The organism is Nocardioides terrigena (genome assembly GCF_003047265.1).
In the GTDB taxonomy this organism is placed as follows: Bacteria; Actinomycetota; Actinomycetes; order Propionibacteriales; family Nocardioidaceae; genus Nocardioides; species Nocardioides terrigena.
Window position 1 is genome coordinate 428030 of sequence record NZ_PZYY01000003.1, and the last position, 20982, is coordinate 449011.

20 protein-coding genes and 3 tRNA genes are annotated in these 20982 nt (G+C 72.7%); 5 read left to right on the forward strand and 18 right to left on the reverse strand.

All coding sequences use genetic code 11. From position 1 onward, the window contains the following. Positions 1–37 precede the first annotated feature (37 nt). The 12 genes from DAE25_RS08735 to DAE25_RS08790 all read right to left on the reverse strand — a co-directional run bounded on the left by DAE25_RS08735 (position 38) and on the right by DAE25_RS08790 (position 13161). Positions 38–1495, reverse strand: coding sequence for a glutamate synthase subunit beta (locus DAE25_RS08735; protein WP_107765792.1), 1458 nt, complete (start codon positions 1493–1495; stop codon positions 38–40). Beyond that, positions 1488–6080 carry a glutamate synthase large subunit gene (gltB, locus tag DAE25_RS08740; protein ID WP_107765793.1) on the reverse strand — a complete coding sequence of 1531 codons (4593 nt, stop codon included), beginning with the start codon at positions 6078–6080 and terminating at the stop codon, positions 1488–1490. Before gltB ends, DAE25_RS08735 begins: the two co-directional genes overlap by 8 nt. Positions 6081–6245: 165 nt before the next feature. After that, positions 6246–7172, reverse strand: a complete 927-nt coding sequence (gene lgt / locus DAE25_RS08745; protein WP_199907494.1) for a prolipoprotein diacylglyceryl transferase — start codon at positions 7170–7172, stop codon at positions 6246–6248. Continuing rightward, entirely contained in the window at positions 7169–7792 is a 624-nt protein-coding gene (locus DAE25_RS08750; RefSeq protein WP_159083650.1) for an SCO family protein, read from the reverse strand. Before DAE25_RS08750 ends, lgt begins: the two co-directional genes overlap by 4 nt. Continuing rightward, positions 7785–8588, reverse strand: coding sequence for a tryptophan synthase subunit alpha (gene trpA, locus DAE25_RS08755; protein ID WP_107765795.1), 804 nt, complete (start codon positions 8586–8588; stop codon positions 7785–7787). Before trpA ends, DAE25_RS08750 begins: the two co-directional genes overlap by 8 nt. After that, on the reverse strand, positions 8585–9832 hold the full coding sequence (gene trpB, locus DAE25_RS08760; RefSeq protein ID WP_107765796.1) for a tryptophan synthase subunit beta: 1248 nt from the start codon (positions 9830–9832) through the stop codon (positions 8585–8587). The genes trpA and trpB overlap by 4 nt, the downstream gene beginning before the upstream one ends. After that, on the reverse strand, positions 9829–10611 hold the full coding sequence (gene trpC / locus DAE25_RS08765) for an indole-3-glycerol phosphate synthase TrpC (protein WP_107765797.1): 783 nt from the start codon (positions 10609–10611) through the stop codon (positions 9829–9831). Before trpC ends, trpB begins: the two co-directional genes overlap by 4 nt. Positions 10612–10655: 44 nt before the next feature. Next, positions 10656–11060, reverse strand: coding sequence for a DUF2752 domain-containing protein (locus DAE25_RS08770; protein ID WP_107765798.1), 405 nt, complete (start codon positions 11058–11060; stop codon positions 10656–10658). 4 nt (positions 11061–11064) lie between these two features. Then, entirely contained in the window at positions 11065–11265 is a 201-nt protein-coding gene (locus DAE25_RS08775) for an HGxxPAAW family protein (RefSeq protein WP_056888765.1), read from the reverse strand. A gap of 85 nt (positions 11266–11350) precedes the next feature. After that, positions 11351–11995 (reverse strand): Trp biosynthesis-associated membrane protein, encoded by a 645-nt coding sequence (locus tag DAE25_RS08780; protein ID WP_107765799.1) that lies wholly within the window; start codon positions 11993–11995, stop codon positions 11351–11353. Further along, a complete protein-coding gene (gene hisI, locus DAE25_RS08785) occupies positions 11988–12329 on the reverse strand; it encodes a phosphoribosyl-AMP cyclohydrolase (protein WP_107765800.1) in 342 nt (113 codons plus the stop codon). The genes DAE25_RS08780 and hisI overlap by 8 nt, the downstream gene beginning before the upstream one ends. A gap of 10 nt (positions 12330–12339) precedes the next feature. After that, complete coding sequence (locus DAE25_RS08790) at positions 12340–13161, reverse strand: aminotransferase class IV (protein ID WP_107765801.1); 822 nt, start codon at positions 13159–13161, stop codon at positions 12340–12342. A 137-nt stretch (positions 13162–13298) separates the two neighbouring features. On the opposite strand from DAE25_RS08790, the gene DAE25_RS08795 reads away from it, so the two are divergent. The 3 genes from DAE25_RS08795 (at position 13299) to DAE25_RS08805 (ending at position 13579) form a co-directional block, all read left to right on the forward strand. Then, a tRNA-Gly gene (locus DAE25_RS08795) sits at positions 13299–13371 on the forward strand. Positions 13372–13415: 44 nt separating this feature from the next. After that, positions 13416–13489, forward strand: a tRNA-Cys gene (locus tag DAE25_RS08800). A 15-nt stretch (positions 13490–13504) separates the two neighbouring features. Continuing rightward, positions 13505–13579 (forward strand) — tRNA-Val (locus DAE25_RS08805). Positions 13580–13946: 367 nt separating this feature from the next. Here the strand turns inward: DAE25_RS08805 and DAE25_RS24110 are convergent. Further along, a complete protein-coding gene (locus DAE25_RS24110; protein WP_267895249.1) occupies positions 13947–14072 on the reverse strand; it encodes a hypothetical protein in 126 nt (41 codons plus the stop codon). 450 nt (positions 14073–14522) lie between these two features. On the opposite strand from DAE25_RS24110, the gene DAE25_RS08810 reads away from it, so the two are divergent. Beyond that, the gene (locus DAE25_RS08810; RefSeq protein ID WP_107765802.1) at positions 14523–15020 is read left to right on the forward strand and encodes a DUF3253 domain-containing protein; all 498 of its coding nucleotides are present in this window, start codon (positions 14523–14525) and stop codon (positions 15018–15020) included. 4 nt (positions 15021–15024) lie between these two features. Here the strand turns inward: DAE25_RS08810 and DAE25_RS08815 are convergent, their stop codons facing one another. From DAE25_RS08815 to DAE25_RS08825, 3 genes are read right to left on the reverse strand one after another with little or no spacing between them, the layout of a single operon-like run. After that, complete coding sequence (locus DAE25_RS08815) at positions 15025–16638, reverse strand: phytoene desaturase family protein (protein WP_107765803.1); 1614 nt, start codon at positions 16636–16638, stop codon at positions 15025–15027. Further along, positions 16635–17576: an SDR family NAD(P)-dependent oxidoreductase gene (locus tag DAE25_RS08820; RefSeq protein WP_107765804.1), complete on the reverse strand. Its 942-nt coding sequence runs from the start codon at positions 17574–17576 to the stop codon at positions 16635–16637. The genes DAE25_RS08815 and DAE25_RS08820 overlap by 4 nt, the downstream gene beginning before the upstream one ends. Beyond that, the gene (locus DAE25_RS08825; protein WP_107765805.1) at positions 17573–18007 is read right to left on the reverse strand and encodes an SRPBCC family protein; all 435 of its coding nucleotides are present in this window, start codon (positions 18005–18007) and stop codon (positions 17573–17575) included. Before DAE25_RS08825 ends, DAE25_RS08820 begins: the two co-directional genes overlap by 4 nt. A 111-nt stretch (positions 18008–18118) precedes the next feature. Here DAE25_RS08825 and DAE25_RS08830 point away from each other — a divergent pair, with 111 nt between their 5' ends. Then, the gene (locus DAE25_RS08830; protein ID WP_107765806.1) at positions 18119–18892 is read left to right on the forward strand and encodes a thioesterase family protein; all 774 of its coding nucleotides are present in this window, start codon (positions 18119–18121) and stop codon (positions 18890–18892) included. 3 nt (positions 18893–18895) lie between these two features. Here DAE25_RS08830 and DAE25_RS08835 read toward each other — a convergent pair whose 3' ends face one another. Together DAE25_RS08835 and DAE25_RS08840 are read right to left on the reverse strand one after the other, a co-directional pair. Beyond that, positions 18896–20005, reverse strand: a complete 1110-nt coding sequence (locus DAE25_RS08835; protein ID WP_407669343.1) for a potassium channel family protein — start codon at positions 20003–20005, stop codon at positions 18896–18898. Between the two features lie 2 nt (positions 20006–20007). Further along, entirely contained in the window at positions 20008–20973 is a 966-nt protein-coding gene (locus tag DAE25_RS08840) for a YihY/virulence factor BrkB family protein (RefSeq protein ID WP_234410935.1), read from the reverse strand. Positions 20974–20982: the final 9 nt, after the last annotated feature.

A 20982-nucleotide genomic window follows, 5' to 3' on the forward strand; every position in this document is an offset into this window, starting at 1 on the left:
CAAAGGTCCCTGTCCGGTGAATGTCGGACGACCGCCGTCAGACCACGAGGGGACGGTCGGTCGGCCTGACCGGCGACGGCAGCGTCGTCGACCCGGTGAGCCACGTGTCGACGGCCGACGCCGCCGCCCGCCCCTCGGCAATCGCCCACACGATGAGCGACTGCCCGCGGCCCACGTCGCCGGCGACGAAGACGCCGTCCACGCTCGAGGCGTACGACGCGTCGCGCGCGACGTTGCCCCGCTCGTCGAGGTCGACGCCCAGCTGCTCGATGAGACCGGGCTGCTCGGGCCCCGTGAAGCCCATGGCGAAGAGCACCAGCTGCGCGGGGATCTCGCGCTCGGAGCCCTCGATCGGCTGGAACTTCGCGTCCACCTCGATCAGGCGCAGGCCCGAGACGTGGCCGTCGTCGTCCCCGAGGAACTCCTGGGTGGAGACGGCGTACATGCGGTCGCCGCCCTCCTCGTGCGCCGAGGACACCTTGAACGTCATCGGGTAGGTCGGCCACGGCTGGCCGGACGGGCGGTCCTCCGGCGGCTGCGCCATGATCTCGAGCTGGGTGATCGAGCGGGCGCCCTGGCGGATCGACGTGCCGAGGCAGTCGGCGCCGGTGTCGCCGCCGCCGATGATGACGACGTCCCTGTCGGTCGCGGTGATCTGCCCCTCGACCTCCTCGCCGAGGGCGACGCGGTTGGCCTGCGGCAGGAACTCCATGGCCTGGTGGATGCCGCCGAGCTCGCGCCCGGGCACCGGCAGGTCGCGGGCCTGGGTGGCGCCCATGGCGAGCACCACGGCGTCGTACCGCTCGGTGAGCTGGTCCCCCGTCAGCGTGCCGCCGACGTCGACCCCGGCCCGGAAGACGGTGCCCTCGCGGCGCATCTGGTCGAGGCGCCGGTCGAGGTGCTTCTTCTCCATCTTGAACTCGGGGATGCCGTAGCGCAGCAGCCCGCCGATCTTGTCGGCGCGCTCGTAGACCGCGACGGTGTGACCGGCCCGGGTCAGCTGCTGGGCGGCCGCGAGCCCCGCGGGCCCGGATCCGATGACCGCGACGGTGCGCCCCGAGAGCCACTCCGGCGGCTGCGGACGGACCGCGCCGGACTCCCAGGCGCGGTCGATGATCGAGACCTCGACGTTCTTGATGGTCACCGGGTCCTGGTTGATCCCCAGGACGCAGGCCGTCTCGCACGGCGCGGGGCACAGCCGCCCGGTGAACTCCGGGAAGTTGTTGGTCGCGTGGAGGCGCTCGATCGCACCGTCCCAGTCGTCACGCCAGACCAGGTCGTTCCACTCCGGGATGATGTTGCCCAGCGGGCAACCCTGGTGGCAGAACGGGATGCCGCAGTCCATGCAGCGGCTCGCCTGGGTGCTGATGATGGGCAGGAGGGCGCGGCCGATCCCGTCGGGATAGACCTCGTTCCAGTCCTTGACCCGCTCCTCGACCACGCGTCGCGTGGCGACCTCGCGGCCGTTCTTCAGGAAACCCTTGGGGTCAGCCATGAAGCACCTCCATGATCCGTGCGTTCGCCTGGTCCTCGTCGAGCCCCTCCGCAAGGGCCTCGGCGCGGGCGTCCAGCACTCGCTTGTAGTCGCGGGGCATCACCTCGGTGAAGCGCCCCAGCGCGGTGTCCCAGTCCTCGAGCAGCGCGGCGGCGACCGTCGAGCCGGTCTCCTCCCCGTGCCGGGTGACCAGGGCCTTGAGCTGCTCGACCGCGTCGCCGGTGACGGGGCCGAGGTCGACGAGCTCGGGGTTGACCCGGCCCGCGTCGAGATCGAGCACGAAGGCGTGGCCGCCCGACATGCCCGCGGCGAAGTTGCGCCCGGTCGGGCCGAGCACGACCACCACGCCGCCGGTCATGTACTCGCAGCCGTGGTCTCCGACGCCCTCCACCACCGCGGTCGCGCCGGAGTTGCGCACGCAGAAGCGCTCGCCTGCCTGGCCGCGGAGGTAGATCTCGCCCGACGTGGCGCCGTACGCGATCGTGTTGCCCGCGATGATCTGCTCGTGGGCCTCGAAGGTCGCCGACCGGTCGGGACGTACGACGATGCGCCCGCCCGACAGGCCCTTGCCGACGTAGTCGTTGGCGTCGCCCTCGAGGCGCAGCGTGATGCCGCGCGGCACGAACGCCCCGAACGACTGCCCCGCCGACCCGGTGAAGGTGATGTCGATGGTGCCGTCGGGCAGGCCCTCGCCGCGGTAGCGCTTGGTCACCTCGTGGCCGAGGATCGTGCCCACGGTCCGGTTGACGTTGCGGACCTGCACCTGCGCGCGGACGGGCTCGCCGTCCTCGAGCGCCGGTGCGGCCAGCTTGACCAGCTCGTTGTCGAGCGCCTTGTCGAGCCCGTGGTCCTGGCCGTGCGTGCAGCGCAGGTCCTGGTGCTCGAACTGCCCGAACTCACCCGAGCGCGAGGCCTGGTGGAGGATCGGCGTCAGGTCGAGCCCGGCGGCCTTCCAGTGGTCCACCGCCTGCGCGATGTCGAGCGACCCCACCTGTCCGATGGCCTCGTCGAGGCTGCGGAAGCCGAGCTGCGCGAGCAGCTCGCGCACCTCCTCGGCGATGTAGGTGAAGAAGTTGACGACGTACTCCGCCTTGCCGCTGAAGCGCTCGCGCAGGACCGGGTTCTGCGTCGCGACGCCCACGGGGCAGGTGTCGAGGTGGCAGACGCGCATCATGATGCAGCCGCTGACGACCAGCGGGGCGGTGGCGAAGCCGTACTCCTCCGCACCCAGCAGGGCGGCGACGACGACGTCGCGCCCGGTCTTGAGCTGGCCGTCGGCCTGGACGACGATCCGGTCCCGCAGGCCGTTGAGCAGCAGCGTCTGCTGGGTCTCGGCCAGGCCGAGCTCCCACGGTCCGCCCGCGTGCTTGAGCGACGTCAGCGGCGACGCGCCGGTGCCGCCGTCGTGGCCCGAGATCAGCACCACGTCGGCGTGCGCCTTGGACACGCCGGCCGCGACCGTGCCGACGCCGACCTCCGACACGAGCTTGACGTGCACGCGCGCGCTCGGGTTGGCGTTCTTGAGGTCGTGGATCAGCTGCGCCAGGTCCTCGATCGAGTAGATGTCGTGGTGCGGCGGCGGGCTGATGAGCCCCACGCCCGGCGTGGAGTGCCGGGTCTTGGCCACCCACGGGTAGACCTTGTGGCCGGGCAGCTGGCCGCCCTCGCCGGGCTTGGCGCCCTGCGCCATCTTGATCTGGATGTCGTCGGCGTTGGTGAGGTACTCCGAGGTGACGCCGAAGCGCCCCGACGCGACCTGCTTGATCGAGCTGCGGCGCTCGGGGTCGTGGAGCCGGTCGGCGTCCTCGCCGCCCTCACCGGTGTTGGACTTGCCGCCCAGCCGGTTCATCGCGATGGCGAGGGTCTCGTGCGCCTCCTGGCTGATGGAGCCGTAGGACATCGCGCCGGTCGAGAACCGCTTGACGATCTCGGAGACCGGCTCGACCTCGTCGATGCTGATCGGCTGCCGGCCGGTGGCCTCGCCGTCCTTGAAGCGGAACAGCCCGCGCAGCGTCATCAGCCGCTCCGACTGCTCGTCGACCCGAGAGGTGTACTGCTTGAAGATGTCGTAGCTGCCCGACCGGGTCGCGTGCTGGAGGCGGAAGACCGTCTCCGGGTCGAACAGGTGCGGCTCGCCCTCGCGGCGCCACTGGTACTCGCCGCCGATCTCGAGCTCGCGGTGGGCGGGCGCGATGCCGCCGCGGGGGTACGCCGTGGCGTGCCGACGGGCGACCTCCTCGGCGATGGTGTCGAGCTCGATGCCGCCCAGCTTGGACGTCGTGCCGGTGAAGTAGCGGTCGACGACGGACTGCGAGAGCCCGACGGCCTCGAAGATCTGCGCCCCGGTGTACGACGCCACCGTGGAGACGCCCATCTTGGACATCACCTTGAGGACGCCCTTGCCCAGGCCCTTGATGAGGTTGGCCACGGCCTTCTCGGGCTCGGCCTTGACGTAGTAGCCCTCCCGCGCGAGGTCCTCGACGGACTCCATGGCGAGGTAGGGGTTGACCGCCGCGGCGCCGTAGCCGACGAGCAGCGCCACGTGGTGCACCTCGCGGACGTCGCCGGCCTCGACCAGCAGGCCGACCTGGGTGCGCGTCTTCTCCCGCACCAGGTGGTGGTGGACCGCGCCCGTCAGCAGGAGCGACGGGATCGGGGCGAGGTCGGCCGTGGAGTGCCGGTCCGAGAGCACGATGATGCGCGCTCCCCCGGCGATCGCCTCCGACACCTCGGCGCAGATCTCGTCGAGGCGCTGCGCCAGCGCCTCGCCGCCGCCCGCGACGTCGTACAGGCCGCGGGAGACGTGGGTGATGAAGCCGGGCATGTCGCCGTCACGGTTGATGTGCCGGATCTTGGCCAGGTCGTCGTTGGAGATCACCGGGAACGGCAGCACGACCTGCCGGCACGACGCGGGGGTCGGCTGGAGCAGGTTGGCCTCCGGCCCGATGGTGCCGCTGAGCGAGGTGACGAGCTCCTCGCGGATCGCGTCCAGGGGCGGGTTGGTGACCTGCGCGAAGAGCTGGGCGAAGTAGTCGAACAGCAGCCGGGGCTTCTCGCTCAGGGCCGCGATCGGGGTGTCCGTGCCCATCGAGCCGAGCGTCTCGGCGCCGGTGTTGGCCATCGGCGTGAGCAGGACGCGCAGCTCCTCCTCGGTGTAGCCGAAGATCTGCTGGCGCCGCGTCACCGAGGCGTGGGTGTGCACGATGTGCTCGCGGTCGATGACGTCGTCGAGGTGGATGAGGCCGGCGTGCAGCCACTCGTCGTACGGGTGCTCGGCCGCCAGCTCGGACTTGACCTCCTCGTCCTCGATGATCCGGTGCTCGTCGGTGTCGATGAGGAACATCCGGCCCGGCTGGAGGCGGCCCTTGCGGACCACCGTGGCGGGGTCGATGTCGAGCACGCCGACCTCGGAGGCGAGGACGACGAGACCGTCGTCGGTCACCCAGTAGCGCGAGGGGCGCAGGCCGTTGCGGTCGAGCACGGCGCCGATCTGCGAGCCGTCGGTGAAGACGACACAGGCGGGGCCGTCCCACGGCTCCATCATCGAGGAGTGGAACTGGTAGAACGCACGCCGCTTGGCGTCCATCTCGGCGTGGTTCTCCCAGGCCTCGGGGATCATCATCAGCACCGAGTGGGGCAGCGACCGCCCGCCCATGTGCAGCAGCTCGAGGACCTCGTCGAAGGACGCGGAGTCGGAGCTGCCGGGCGTGCAGATCGGGAAGAGGCGGTCGAGGTCGCCGGGGATGAGGTCGCTGGACAGCAGCGCCTCACGGGCCCGCATCCAGTTGCGGTTGCCCATCACGGTGTTGATCTCGCCGTTGTGCGCGATGAAGCGGAACGGGTGGGCCAGCGGCCAGCTCGGGAACGTGTTGGTGGAGAAGCGCGAGTGCACGACCGCCATCGCCGACGCGATCCGCTCGTCGACCAGGTCGGGGAAGAAGTGGTCGAGCTGGTCGGTGGTGAGCATGCCCTTGTAGGCCAGGGTGCGCGAGGAGAGCGACGGGAAGTAGACGTCCGTCTCGTGCTCGGCCCGCTTGCGCAGGCAGAAGGCGAGCCGCTCGAGGGCCATGCCGCTGACGCGCTTGGCGGAGCCGGACACGAAGAGCTGCACGAAGGTCGGCATGACGCTGATCGCGGTGGCCCCCAGCGTGGAGGGGTCGACCGGGACCTCGCGCCAGCCGAGGACGGTGAGGCCCTCCTCGGTCGCGATCTCCTCGATCCGCGCGCGGGTGGCCGTGACGGCCGCCTCGTCGCCGGGGATGAAGGCCGTCCCGACGGCGTAGCTGCGCTGCGCCGGGAGGTCGAAGTCGACCACGGCGCGCAGGAAGGCGTCGGGCACCTGCATGAGGATGCCCGCACCGTCGCCGGAGTTGGTCTCGGCGCCGGCGGCGCCGCGGTGGTCGAGGTTGCGCAGCGCGGTGAGCGCCTTGGCCACGATGTCGTGGCTGGCGACACCGGTCAGGGTGGCCACGAACGCCACGCCGCACGCATCGTGCTCGTGGCGGGGGTCGTAGAGCCCTTGTGCTTCAGGTCCGGCCCCAAGTCCGGAACGTGCTCCGGGTGCGGGCGGCGGGAAGGCGTGCATCTGGCTTTCTCCCGTCGTCGTTCGCCGGACACACCGCACAGTCCCGCGTGGTGCGAGGTGCTCGTGGTGGGGTCCGGCGGTGGATGTGGCGATCGGCAGGGGACGGCATTGGCCCGCGCGTCAGGAAATCTATCACCGGCGGCGCCACGGGGTGAGACGGCGATCTCAGCCCTCAGACGCCCCGGTCGCCGGGCGGGTGGTCGGCTCCTCGTCGGCGCGGTCGTGGTCGAGGCGCTCCTGGGTGTAGACCTGCTCCTCGCGGCCCGGACGCTTGACGGCGGACCACGCGAAGTACGCCGCCGCGAGCACGAAGAGCACGATCGAGGTCCACACGTTGAGCCGCAGGCCGCCCACGTCGATCAGCTGGACCTCGTCGATCCGGAGGTTCTCGATCCACACCCGGCCCAGCGTGTAGAGCATCACGTACAGCGCGGCCACCCGGCCGAAGCCGAGCCGGAAACGCTTGTCCAGCCACACCAGCAGGGCGAAGGCCCCCAGGCACCAGAAGAACTCGTAGAGGAACGTCGGGTGGTACGTCGCGGCGTCCGGGTAGGCGTCCGGCCGGTGGGCGGGGTCGATCTCCAGCGCCCAGGGCAGGTCGGTGGGACGACCGTAGAGCTCCTGGTTGAACCAGTTGCCCCAGCGCCCGATGGCCTGCGCGACCAGCACCCCGGGGGCGATGGCGTCCAGGAGCGGCAGCAGCCTGATGCCGCGCAGCCGAGCGCCGATCATCACGCCCACAGCGCCCAGGGCAATGGCGCCCCAGATGCCGAGCCCACCGCGCCAGATGTACAGCGCGGCCACGGGGTTCTGGCCCTCCCCGAAGTAGAGCTGCCAGTCGGTGAGGACGTGGTAGAGCCGGCCGCCGATCAGGCCGAACGGGACCCCCCAGATCGCGAGGTCGCCGATGTCTCCGGCGCGGCCCCCGCGGGCCTGCCAGCGGCGCTCACCGATCCAGATGGCGGCGACGATGCCGAGGATGATGCTCAGGGCGTAGCCGCGGATCGGCAGCGGTCCGAGGTACCACGTGCCCTGGCTGGGGCTCGGGATGGAGTGGACGAGGATCTCGGGCAGCACGAGCAACGTGGTCATGACTCACTCAACAGGGTCTCGATGTCGGCGGACAGCTGGGCCGGGGACACGTCCTGGTTCCAGAACGCCGGCGCCTGGCCGGAGGCGTCGACCGCGATCACCTGGGAGCCGTGGCTCCCGAGGTCGTAGCCCCCGCTCTCGAGCTCCTCGGCGTCCGCGACGAAGATGCCGACGCTCTCCCCGAGCTCCACGGTCTCGTCCCGGCTGGCGCGGCCGCCGACGGCGGTCACGCCCGCCTGCTCGATCCCGTAGCCGTCGAGGTAGTCCTGCATCACGGGCGGGGTGTCGACCTTCGGGTCGGTGGTGACGAAGGCGACCTGGACCTGGGAGCGGTCGTCCTCGTCGAGGCGGTTGACCGCGCCGGCGATCGAGGACATCACGAGCGGGCAGACGTCGGGGCAGGTCGTGTAGCCGAAGAAGACCAGGGTCAGCCGGGCCCCCGGGTCGTCTAGCGACAGGTCCTCGCCGGTGGTCGTGGCCAAGGTGGTGCCCGCGACCTCGAAGGGCGGGTCCACGAGGGTGCCGGTGAACTCGGTGGCGCTGCTCGAGGAGCCTCCGCAACCGGCCAGCAGGACCGTGGACAGGAGGGCCGCCAGGACGGCCCCGGGGGTCCTACGCACGACGCACCCCACCTGCCAGGTCCTCGGTGAGCGCGCGCAGCGCGGACAGCCCCGCTGCCGGGTCGTCGGCGTGGTCCAGCAGGGTGCGCACGAAGGCGGACCCGACGATGACGCCGTCGGCGTACGACGCGACCTCGGCCGCCTGGTCGCCGGTGCTGACGCCGAGCCCGACGCAGACAGGCAGGTCGGTGGTGGCCTTGGTGCGTGCGACGAGCGGTCCGGCGAGGTCGCTGGTCGTGGTCCGCGCCCCGGTCACGCCCATCACGGCGGTGGCGTAGACGAAGCCCCGGCACGCGGCGGTGGTCATGGCGACCCGGTCCTCGGTGCTGCTGGGGGCGACGAGGAAGACCTTGTCGAGCCCGTGGGCGTCGGCCGCGTCGATCCACTCGCGGGCCGAGTCGGGGGTGAGGTCGGGCGTGATGAGGCCCGCTCCCCCGGCGGCGGCGAGGTCGGCGGCGAAGCGCTCCACGCCGTAGCGCTCGACGGGGTTCCAGTAGGTCATCACCACGGTGGGCGTCCCGGTGGCGGCGACCGCCTCCACGACCCGCATGACGTCGCTGGTGCGGGTGCCGGCCTCGAGGGCGGCCTGGGCCGCCGCCTGGATGGTGGGCCCGTCCATCACCGGGTCGCTGTAGGGCAGGCCGACCTCGATGACGTCGCAGCCGGCGTCGACCATGGCCAGCATGGCCTCGATCGAGCCCTCCACGCTGGGGTAGCCCGCGGGCAGGTAGCCGACCAGCGCGGCGCGCCCCTCGGCGCGGGCCGTCTCGAAGGCGGTGGCGGTGGTCGCGCTCACTCGGGTTCTCCGGTCTCGTCGTCGGGCTGGCCGAGCTTGAACCACTCGGTGGCGGTGCCCATGTCCTTGTCGCCGCGGCCGCTCAGGTTGATGAGCACCGTGGCCCCCGGTCCCTTCTCGGCAGCCAGCTCGCGGGCCACGTCGATGGCCCCCGCGACGGCGTGCGCCGACTCGATCGCCGGGATGATGCCCTCCGTGCGGGCCAGGAGGGCGAGCGCGTCCATCGCCTGGGTGTCGGTGATCGGGCGGTAGGTCGCCCGGCCGGTCTGGGCGAGGTGCGCGTGCTGCGGCCCGACGCCCGGGTAGTCGAGCCCGGCCGAGATCGAGTGCGACTCGACCGTCTGGCCGTCCTCGTCCTGGAGGACGTAGGTGCGGGCGCCGTGCAGGACCCCCGCCTCCCCCGCGTGGATGGTGGCCGCGTGCCGGCCGGTCTCGACGCCGTCGCCGCCGGGCTCGAAGCCGAAGATCCTGACGTCCTCGTCGTCGAGGAACGCCGTGAACAGCCCGATGGCGTTGGACCCGCCGCCGACGCAGGCGGCGATGGCGTCCGGCAGGGCGCCGTACTGCTCGAGGACCTGGGCGCGCGCCTCGTCGCCGATGCCGCGGGTGAAGTCGCGGACCATGCTGGGGAACGGGTGCGGGCCGGCGGCCGTCCCGAAGAGGTACGCCGTGTGGTCGACGCTGGCGACCCAGTCTCGCAGCGCCTCGTTGATGGCGTCCTTGAGGGTCGCACTGCCCGAGTCGACCGCGACGACCTTGGCGCCGAGGAGGTTCATCCGGGCGACGTTGAGCGCCTGCCGGCGCGTGTCGACCGAGCCCATGTAGACGGTGCAGTCGAGCCCGAAGTACGCCGCCGCGGTGGCGCTGGCGACGCCGTGCTGCCCCGCGCCGGTCTCGGCGATGACGCGCTGCTTGCCCATCCGGCGGGTGAGCAGCGCCTGCCCGAGCACGTTGCGGATCTTGTGCGCGCCGGTGTGGTTGAGGTCCTCGCGCTTGAGCAGGATCCGGGCGCCGACCTGCTGGGACAGGCGCTCGGCGTGGTAGAGCCGGCTCGGGGTGCCGGCGTAGTCGCGGCAGATCGCCTCGAACTCGGCGACGAACGCCGGGTCGGCCATCGCGTCGTGCCACGCCTGGGTGAGCTCGTCGAGCGCGGCGACGAGGGCCTCGGGCATGAACCGCCCACCCCACGTGCCGCCGTAGTAGCCCCGGTCGTCGGCGTCGTACTGGCTGACCCGCTGGCTCATCGCTGCACTCCTGTCATGGCACGTACGGCGCCGGTGGGGTCGCCGTCCCTGACCAGCGCCTCGCCGACGAGCACGGCGCGGGCGCCCTCGCCCACGAACCGGGTCACGTCGTCGGGTCCGCTGATCCCCGACTCGGCCACCAGCACCCGGTCCTCGGGGACGAGGGGAGCGAGGCGGCCGAAGGTGTCGTTGTCGACCGCGAGGGTCTTGAGGTTGCGCGCGTTGACGCCGACGAGCTCGGCGCCGAGGGCCACCGCGCGCTCGGTCTCGGCCTCGTCGTGGACCTCGACGAGCACGGTGAGCCCGAGCTCGCGGGCCTCGTCGTGGAGGCGGCGCAGGTCGTCGTCGTCGAGGGCGGCCACGATCAGCAGCGCGAGGTCGGCGCCGGCGGCGCGGGCCTCGACGAGCTGGTAGCTCGTGACGATGAAGTCCTTGCGGAGCACCGGGGTGTCGACGGCCGCACGGACGGCGACGAGGTCGTCGAGGGACCCCCCGAAGCGGCGCTGCTCGGTGAGCACGGAGATCGCGGCGGCACCGCCCGCGGCGTAGGCCGCGGCGAGGGACGCGGGGTCGCGGATGTCGGCGAGCTCGCCCTTGCTGGGGCTCTTGCGCTTGACCTCCGCGATCACGCTGGATCCTGGGGCGCGGAAGTGCGGCATCGGGTCGCGGGCGGGGTCGACGTCGGCCAGCGCGGCGCGGACGTCGGCGAGCGGCCGGACGGCCTCGCGACCGGCGAGGTCCTCGCGGACGCCGACGATGATCTGGTCGAGCACGGACATGGGGCCAACCCTCTCACTCCACCGGTGGCGGGGCCGACGGTGGCTCAGGCTGCGAGCCAGGACCCGGGCAGGTTGCGCGCCACGGTGAACACCGCGACCACCCCGAGCCCCGCCACCCACACGGCGGTGGGCACGGTGAGGGGGCGCATCGCCTCTCCCCCGCGCCACACGACGACCACCCGTCGCAGCCACAGCGCGAGCACGACGGGCAGCACCACGACGAGGAGCAGGTTGCTCGACGCGGCGGCCGCGACGTCGAGCTGCGTGAGGTCGTGGACTGCCCGGAGGCCGCCGCAGGCGGGGCAGTCGAGGTGCGTCAGCACCTGGGTGGGGCACCAGCCCCAGCTGCCCGGCCGGTGGGGGTCGCGGACGGCGAGCGCGAGGGTCGCGACCGCGGCGAGGGCGGCGGCACCGAGCGGTGCGGCGAGCCGCTGCGCCCGGGCGCCCATCAGGTCAGTGCGGGTCGCCGTGGAACCCGAGCCGGGCCATCACGAGGAAGAGCGGGAGGGCGACGACGCCCAGCGCGATGCCGACCCAGAAGAGGGTCATGCTGACCGGCGAGAGCATGAGCGCGATCGAGCCGACCAGGAAGCCGAGCATGGCCACGCTCACCGCGGTCCACGCAGCGGGGGTGTTGCCGTGGTTGTTGGCCATGGGTGCTCCTTTGGTGCGTGGCGTGCGGTGCTGGCGAGGGGCGCGATCGGCGACCCCGATCGGACGCCGATCAGTCTAGGGGCCACTACCGGTCGGTCGGATCATGCCCCTCGTCGAGGGCCTTCCAGATCTCCAGGTTGCCCTGTGGCTCGACCGGTGCCGCCTCCCCTGCAGGGGCGTCGTACCGGCGACCCATCTCGGGCCAGGCGGGCACGAGGCGCACGGCGAGGAGCGTGGTGACCACGCAGCCGAGGGCGGCGACGCAGGCCGCGGCGTACCAGCCGGTGAGGTGGACGTCGGCGGTGTCGGCACCCGAGGCGGCCATGAGCTGGTCCGCCACCGAGTCCTGCAGGGTGAAGAGCGCCCACACGGTGGTGACGACCAGGCCGACGGCGGCGAGCGCGGCGACGCCCATCACGACCCGGCGGAAGCGGCCGCGGGTGACGAGCACGACCCCCCAGCCGGCGAGCACGACGAGGCTCAGCGCCCCGGCGAGCGGCATCTCCCCGAGCCCCTCGGCCACCGCCGATCCGACGACGGCGGCGTCGCCGGCGGTCTCGGTGCTCAGCTGGCCGGACGTGCCCTCGACCCAGGCCCGGGTCCCGGCGACGGCCGCGAGGCCGGCGCTGGCCAGGCCGGCGAGCACCACCGGGCCGAAGCCGGTCCGGGGACGCTGCTCGTCGTCGGACCCGGTCTCCGGGTCGGACTCGGGCATCGGGGGCTCAGCCATCGAGCCGGTCCGCGTCGAAGCAGGTGCGGTCCCCGGTGTGGCACGCGGCGCCGACCTGTTCCACGCGGAGCAGCAGCGTGTCCCCGTCGCAGTCGAGCCGGACCTCGTGGACGTGCTGGGCGTGGCCGGACGTCTCGCCCTTGACCCAGTACTCCTGGCGCGAGCGGCTCCAGTACGTCGCCCGGCGGGTCTCCAGGGTGCGGGCCAGCGCCTCGTCGTCCATCCATCCGAGCATGAGCACCTCGCCGGTGTCGTGCTGCTGGACGATCGCGGGCACCAGTCCGTCGGCCGAGCGCTTGAGGCGGTCGGCGATGGCGGGGTCCAGGTCGGTCACCCCTCCAGTATCAGGGGTCGATCTGCTCGCCCTCGCGGCGGCGCCACGTGGCGGCACACTCGGCGGTGACCGGTCCCGGCGCCGGCAGCGCACGACCGTCCCACGCCCTGATCGCCTGCACGTCGCGCGTCGTCGACACGAGGAAGGCCTCGTCCGCGCGCTGCACGACCTCGATCGGCTCGTCGACCTCGCGACCACCGCACCACTCGAGCACCAGCGCCCGGGTGACGCCCGCCAGGCACCCGCTCGCCAGCGTGGGGGTGCGCAGCTCGCCGTCGACGACGTAGAAGACGTTGGACCCGGTGCCCTCGCACAGGTGCCCGACCGTGTTGGCGAAGATCGCCTCGGTCCCGCCCTGCCGCTGGGCGTGCGCGAGCGCGATGACGTTCTCGGCGTACGACGTGGTCTTGAGCCCCGCCGTCGCCCCGCGCTCGTTGCGTGTCCAGGGCACGGTGGCGACCGTGGTCGACTCCCCCGTCGGCTCGAGGGCGGACCAGGCCACGACGAGGGTGGCCGGGCCGTCGCCGCGTCCCGAGCCCATCGGCGCCGGCCCGGCGGTGTAGGTGATCCGCAGGCGACCGAGCGGGTCGCCGGCGCCCTCCAGCACCGCCGCGATGCCGCGGCGCACCTCGGACTCGTCGGGAGCGTCGAGCCCGAGACCGGTCGCGGAGCGGGCCAGGCGGTCGAGGTGCCGGGTCAGCGCGAACGGGCGCCCGTCCAGGGTCTTGACGGACTCGAAGACACCGTCGCCGACGGTGAACCCGTGGTCGGTGACCCCGAGCACCGGGCCGGTCGGGTCGGTCAGCAGGTCACCGTTCATCCACGCGCGCATGGGGCCCACTCTAGGCAGCGGGGACCCCGTCGGACCGCCCGGGAACACGCGGCGGGGGACCCGGTTTTGGCACCCGCCGCACCGTCGGCTAATGTTCCACTCGCACTTCCCGCCGGGTCACCGGAGGGAAAGCGCAGGCGGACATAGCTCAGTTGGTAGAGCGCAACCTTGCCAAGGTTGAGGTCGCGAGTTCGAGTCTCGTTGTCCGCTCGGAGAGGTCTCTCCACCGGGTCCCTCCCTGGAGGGCCCCCCGCGGTGGGTTGGCCGAGAGGCGAGGCAACGGACTGCAAATCCGTGTACACGGGTTCAAATCCCGTACCCACCTCCACACAAGTCAAGACCTGGGCGATTGGCGCAGCGGTAGCGCGCTTCCCTGACACGGAAGAGGTCACTGGTTCAATCCCAGTATCGCCCACCAGATCGACGAACAGCCCCTGGCCCGCGAATCCGCGGTCGGGGGCTGTGTCGCTCTCCCCGAGCTTCGACACAGAACCGCCCACGGCCGATGAGAGCCGTGGGCGGCTGTTGTGTCCGTCGAGGACGTCCCCACGTCCCCGACGACCCATGAGACGCCGGCCGCCCTTGACCATGACGCCACTTCGCCGGTCGGGCACCGCGGCGTGGGAGTTACCCCATCTGGGGCCCTGACGCGAGGTGTTCCCGCTCCTAGGGTCGAGGGGCGGCGTCGTTCGCGGCAGCTCCCTAGTTGCTGCATTGGGCGTCCGCACGGAACCGCCCACGGTCCTCATCAGCCGTGGGCGGTTCTGTCGTCCCGCGACAGGTCGTCAGTCCGCCTCGTCGTCGCCCGGGCCCTGCTCACCGTCCCACCACTCGGCGTCGCGTTCCTCGAGCACGTCCTGGAGGTCGCGCCACGCCTCCTGGTCGTCCTGCTCGGGTGCGGGCTGCGTCATCTGCCCATGGTGCTCCGCCGGAGGGCGCGGTCGCAACGGGCGCAGGTGGGCGCCCGTGGACGAGGCGATGCGCTAGTCCGAACGGGCGGTTTACGCGGCATGCGCCACGCACCTAACCTGAGGAACGAGCTTGTGGCCGGCTGGATCCGGGGGGATTCGCTGGGTCACGCTGGGCCACCCGTCGGCAGGCCGCGCAGGACGCGCGCCGACGGGTGGCTTCGTCTTGTCCCGAGCCACCCGCGGACAGCGTGCGGCGCCCCGGCACGCCGTCCAGACCGGTGGTCACCTGATTTGGCGAGGCTCACGCGCGCCGCAGACAACCACCCTGCCCGCGGAGTAGCGTCGTCGTTGCCGCGTCGGCGGGGAGTCCCTCCCCCGAGATTCCCCTCCGACGTGGTCCACCGTCACGTCACCGGGGTCCGGTGCACGGGCGGCGCCTAGGGTGTCGACATGAGCGGTGACGACGTCGAGCGGACCCCGGACGGCCACCACATCGTCGTCGACGGTCGCCGCTGGCGTGCCACCGACACCTCCATCCCGGAGCCGCTGCGAGCCGAGCTGGTCAAGGAGCTCATGCGGGCCCGCCGCCTCGTGGGCAGCCGGGGTGACGCCGCCCGCCCGTTCGTGCACGACGCCAAGGTGGCCCTCGGGGAGCGCGGCGAGCCGTGGTGGGAGGACCCCTCCGCCGAGGGGCAGCGCGACCGTCTCGCCGCGACCGTGCGGGCGCTGCTGAGGCACCGGGAGACGAGCACCATCTGCCCCAGCGACGCCGCCCGGGTGGTGGGCGGCGAGCAGTGGCGCGACGTCATGCCCGTGGCCCGCGACGTGGCCCGCGAGCTGCACGAGCAGGACGTCGTGGAGGTCCAGCAGGGCGGGAAGCGCGTCGACGACCCGCAGTCCGCGCGCGGCCCGGTCCGGCTCGCGCCAGGACCCGCGCTCGAGCGCTGACCGCTCAGCGACCCAGGAGCCCCCGACCGCGACCCGGGATGACCCGCTCCACGCGGTCCCGGGCGATAGCGGCCCGTGCCGCGTTGTCGCCGCAGGCCCCGTGCACGCCGCCGCCCGGGTGCGCCGACGCCGACCCGAGGTAGAGGCCACGGACCGGGGTCTCGGCGCGTCCGAGGCCCGGGACCGGCCGGAACACCAGCTGCTGGTGCAGCTGGGCCGTGCCGCCGTTGAGGGCGCCTCCGACCAGGTTGGCGTCGCGGGCCTCCATCTCGTGCGGTCCGAGCACCCGGCGGGCCAGCACCCGGTCGCCGAACCCGGGGGCGGCCCTCTCGAGCCGGGCCTGCATCCGGTCGGCGAACCTCTCGCAGTCGTCGCGGTCCCACGTGCCCCGGACACCGCCGTCCCCGGCGTCCGAGGACGCGCGCTGGGGCACGTGGGCGTAGGCCCAGAACGACTCGGTGCCCGCCGGCGAGCGGCTGGGATCGGACGTCGTCATCTGGCCGGTGAGCATGAAGGGAGCCGCCGGCACGGCACCGGACTGGACCTGGCTCATCGCCTGCGACATGTCGGCGACCGAGTCGGCGACGTGGACGGTCCCGGGGGCCAGGTCGGGCGCGCCGGTCCACGGGACGCCGCCGTCGAGCGCCCAGTCGACCTTGACGGTCCCCGGGTCGAGCTCGAAGGTCCGCAGGGCCCGGGTGACGCGGTCGGGCACCTCCGCGGCGTCGAGCAACCGGGTGTAGAGCGTCGGGGCCAGCACGTCGGCCACGACCGCGCGACGTGCGGCGTACCGCTCACCGTCGGCGGTCCGGACGCCCGTGGCCCGTCCCCGCTCCACGTCGATGCGGGTGACCTCGGCGCCGGTCCGGATCTCGCCCCCGCGAGCTCGGAAGCGACGTGCCAGGGCCTGGGTGAGCTCGCCGGCACCGCCCTCCGGGACCGGGAAGCCGACCGTCTGGCCCATCATGGCGAGCAGCATCCCCAGCAGCGAGGAGCCGGGGGCATCGAGCGGGATGTCCGCGTGGGCGGCGTTGCCGGCGAGGAGCACCCGGGCCGCCTCTCCCCCGAAGCGCTGCCGCCCGAGCTCGGACACGGGCGTGAGCAGCGTCTTGACGAAGCCCAGCCCCCCGACGTGCCGCAGGGCGGCCAGCACGCCGACGCCGTGGCGGACGGGAGGGAACGGTGTGAGCAGGGCACCGATGAGGTGCGGACCCACCCGGTCCCACTGGGCGCACAGATCGAGCCAGGCCTCGCCGTCCCCGGCGCAGTGGGCCTCGAGACCGGCGGCGGTCGCCTCGCGGTCGTGGTGCAGGACCGCCCAGCTGCCGTCCGGGAACGGGTGACCGAGCACGGAGGGCGCGTGCCGCCACGACAGGCCGTGGTCCTCGAGGTCGAAGGACCGGATCGTCGGGGACGAGGCGGCCAGGGGGTAGAAGGCGCTGAACGTGTCGTGCACGAAGTCCGGGTGCAGGTCGCGGTCGCTGCGCACGGCGCCGCCGACGTCGGGCTGGGCCTCGAGCAGGAGCACCGACCAGCCGGCGTCGAGCAGCCGGTTGGCCGCGACGAGGCCGTTGGGCCCGGCGCCCACGACCACCGCGTCGTACGTCGTCCCCGTCATCGGACGAGCACCCTGCGTCGGCGGCGCAGCTCCGCGACGTTGCGGGCGATGCCCGCCAGGGCGTTGCCGTGGGTGCCGCGGAGCGCGTTGCGCTCCTGCCGTGACTCCAGGACGTTGCCCGGCCCGAGCACGACCTCGCGCTCGAGGTCCTGGGCGGCCAGCGTGAACAGCGGACCGACCAGGCGGTCGTAGACCGGCGGGAGGACCCGGAAGCCGAACCGGATCACGTGGTTGGCGGCGTTCGACTGGCCACCGCGCCACGGATGGGCCGCGGTCGCGAGGACCCGCGCCGCCACCCGCTCGGGCGTCTGGACGGGGAACGGCGGGCGCCCGACGGAGTCGCCGTACGTCGCGGCCTGCTCGTAGATGGGCGTGTCGACACCCCCGGGCGCGACGTAGCCGAAGCGCAGCGCGGGCCGGTCGCGGTTGTCGACACGGAGCTGGCGCACGAGCCCGCGCAGGCCCCACTTGGAGACGACGTACGCCGCCATGTCGGGCACCGCGATGTGCCCGATGAGGGAGCCGACGAGGACGAGGCTCCCCTCCCCCTGCCGGCGCAGGACGGGGAGCACGTGCCGGACCAGGTTGACCGAGCCGTGCAGGTTGGTGGCCAGGACGGCGTCGAAGACCTCGACGGGGACGTCCTGGATGCGGCCGTAGGCGACGACGCCCGCGTCGCCCACGACGACGTCGAGCCGGCCGTGCCGCTCGACCGCGGCGGCGACCGCGCGGCGTACGTCGTCGTCGTCGGAGACGTCGGCGGGGGTCACCATCGTCGTGGCGGCCCCGAGCGCGTCGCAGTCGGCGGCGACACGCTCCAGGGCCTCACGCCCGCGGGCCAGCAGCACCAGGTGGTCGCCCCGGCGGGCGGACAGCCGGGCGGTGGCCTCGCCGATGCCGCTGGAGGCACCGGTCACCAGGACGACACGGGGGCTCATCGGCGCCGTTCGGCGAGGTAGGCGAGCCGGCGCAGCGTCTCGGTGTTGCGCCACTTGAGCGTGACGCCCCGCACCGGCGGCGGTGCCAGGACTCCCGGTCCCGAGACGGCGTCCTCGGTGATGCGCACCTCGGTCTCGGCACCCATCGGCACCAGCCGGATGTCCACCTCCGCCTCCCCGACCGGCCAGGCCCGGGCCCGCAGGGTGATCGAGTGGCCCGGCACCGTCGCCGTGACCTCGGTGTTGTCGTCGATGAGCAGCGGCCACAGACCCACCGAGTGGTGGAGCTTGCTGCCGACGGCCGGCCAGTCGTCGTCGACCTCGCGCATCCGCGAGGCACCCACCACCCACACCGGGTAGAGCCAGCCGTCGCTCAGCACCTCCCAGACCTGCTCGGGGGTCGCGTGCACGATTCGGGTGTTCTCCGCCATGGGTCGGTTCCTGTCGTCGGGGTCTCCCCACGCTAGCGACGCGCACCCGGCTCGCCCACCACCCCGAGGGGCCGTCCCGGGGTGACGTGCGTCCCTGCGAGGATGGGGACGGTGGCCTACTTCGAGCGCACCGGCGAGACCGGCTGGACACCGACCCGGCACGTGGGTGGGGCGTGGGACGTCGACGAGCAGCACGTCGCCCCGGCCCTGGGCCTGATGGCGCACCTCGTCGAGGCCGACCGGGACCGGCGTCGCGACGACGGCCTCGTGCTGACCCGGCTGTCGTACGACATCCTCGGCACCCTGCCGATGGACGAGGTGACCGTCGAGGTGCACGTCCGCCGGCCGGGTCGCACCATCGAGCTGGTCGAGGCCGTGCTGTCGCACGCGGGCCGGCCCGGTGTCGTGCTACGTGCGTGGCTGCTCGGCGCGGGCGACACCGCAGCGATCGACGGCACGGACCTCCCCCGGATCCCCGGGCCCGAGGAGGTCGAGCCGTGGGACCCCACGTCGGTGTGGCCGGGCGGTTTCATCGCGTCGGTCGACGTACGTCGCGACCAGCAGGCACCCGGGCGGGGGTCCTACTGGGTGACCACGGACGTGCCGCTCGTCGACGAGCCGGTCAGCGTCACGGCCCGGGCGGCGGGCCTGCTCGACATCGCCAACGGGATGACCGTGCGGGCCGACCCGGCCGAGGTGGCGTTCCCCAACCTGGACCTCACCGCGCACCTCTTCCGGGCGCCCGCGGCGGGGTGGCTGGGATTCGACACCACGGTGTCCTTCGGACCCTCGGGCCACGGGCTGACCAGCACCGTGCTCCACGACGAGGCAGGACCCGTCGGCACGATCGCCCAGTCGCTCACCGTGCGCCCCCGGCGGACATGAGGATCAGTCCTCGTCCGCCGCCTCCTCGCCGTGGGTGCCGGGACGCGGGGCCCACGGCAGCTCCTTCGCGGGTCGTACGACGATCAGCCGGTCGCCGCGGGCCAGCAGGGTGACGACCGGGTCGAAGTAGCGGTAGACCTTCTCGTCGCGGATCACCGCGATGACCTGGTCGGGCAGCGACTGCGGCTGCTTGCCGACCTCGTTGACCAGCAGGTCGCGCTCGGCGACCTCGAGCCCCTCGCCGTACGTGAGGAGGTCCTCCATCACCGAGCCGAGCATCGGCGACATCGACGACAGGCCGAGCAGGCGCCCGACGGCGTCGGAGGACGTGATGACCGAGTTGGCTCCAGACTGCTTCATCAGCGAGACGTTCTCCTGCTCGCGCACCGCCGCCACGATCCACGCGTCGGGGTTGAGCTGGCGCACGGTCAGGGTCGCGAGCACGTTGGAGTCGTCGCGGTCGGTGGTGATGATGACCTGGGTGGCGGTCTGCACCCCGGCCCGCCGGAGCACCTCGCGCCGGGTGGCGTCGCCGGTGACGACGGCCAGCCCGTCGGCGTGGGCCTCCTCGAGGGCCAGGGCGCTCGGGTCGACGATGACGATGGCCTCGCGGTTCTGGCCGTTGTTGACCAGGGTGTCGACCGCGCTGCGGCCCTTGGTGCCGTAGCCGACGACGACGACGTGCTCCTGCTCTCCCATGCTCTTCCTCCACCGGGCGACCCGGAACATCTCGCGGCCCTGGGAGGCAAGGACCTCCAGGGTGGTCCCGATCAGCAGCACCAGGAAGGCGATGCGGAGCGGGGTGATGATGAATGCGTTGACCATGCGGGCCTGGGTGGTCACCGGCGCGATGTCGCCGTAGCCGGTGGTGCTCAGCGTGACGGTCGTGTAGTAGATCGAGTCCGTGAAGCCCACCGCGTAGTCGGTCGCGGGGTCGTTGCCGTCGCGGTAGCCCTCGCGGTCGAAGTAGACCAGCAGGACGGTGCCGACCAGGATCGCCAGCGCCAGGAGCAGCCGCCGCCCGAGCTCCCACCACGGGGACCGTGCCGGGTCGGGAAGGGCGACCATGGTCTTGCTCAACGAGCTGGTGTCGCGTGGGGGGAGGTCCGGCACGCTCAGGAGTCTTTCACGGTGATGCGGCTGCGAAGGCGCTGCACGAGCTCGTGGCGGGCCCGCGTCGTGGTGCCCTGCGGGAAGACCGTGTCGAAGGCCGCGTTGACCGCGGCCCCGATGAGCACGGCGATGGCCAGGAGGTAGAGCCAGAGCAGCACCGCGATGGGGGCGGCGAGCGGTCCGTAGATCGACCGGGACTCCGCGGCCGTGACCGTGAGGACCCAGCGCAGCACGAACGAGCCGCCCACCCACGCCACCAGGGAGAAGACCGCGCCCGGGAGGTTGAACGCCCAGTTGGTCCGCACCGGCACGGACACGTGGTAGAGCGTGGCGAGGAAGCAGACGCACAGGAGCAGCACCAGCGGCCAGTAGAAGCCCATCAGGAACTCGAAGCGCTGGGGCAGCCACCGCCCCACCAGGCTCGGGCCGGCCACCACCAGCGGGATGCTGACCACCCCGGTGAGCATCGCCAGGACGTAGAGGACGAACGACAGGGCGCGGGTCTTCACGATCCCCCGGTGCCCGCCGAGCCCGTGCATGATCGTGATGGTGTCGACGAAGACGTTGAGGGCACGCGACCCCGACCACAGGGCGAGCACGAAGCCGACGGAGATCACGTCGTACCGACCGCCCTGGAGCACCGTGTCGATGGTCGGCCGGATGATGGTGTCGACGGCCCGCTCGGTGAGGGCCTGGGAGGAGAGGTCGAGGACCGCCTGCCGCACGTCGTCGAGCTGGGCCGCGGTGAAGCGGTCGGACACGTAGCCGATCGCGCCGGCCATCGCGAAGACCAGCGGCGGCACCGAGAGGATCGCGAAGAAGGCCGCCTCGGCGGCCAGGCCGGTCACCCGGTAGCGCATGCACGATCCCACCGTCGCGACGGTGATCCGCCACAGGTGCTCGCGCACCGTCACACCCCTCGCACGAAGGGTGCGCAGCGCCGGATGCTGCTGCCCCACCGTGACCATGGGGCCTAC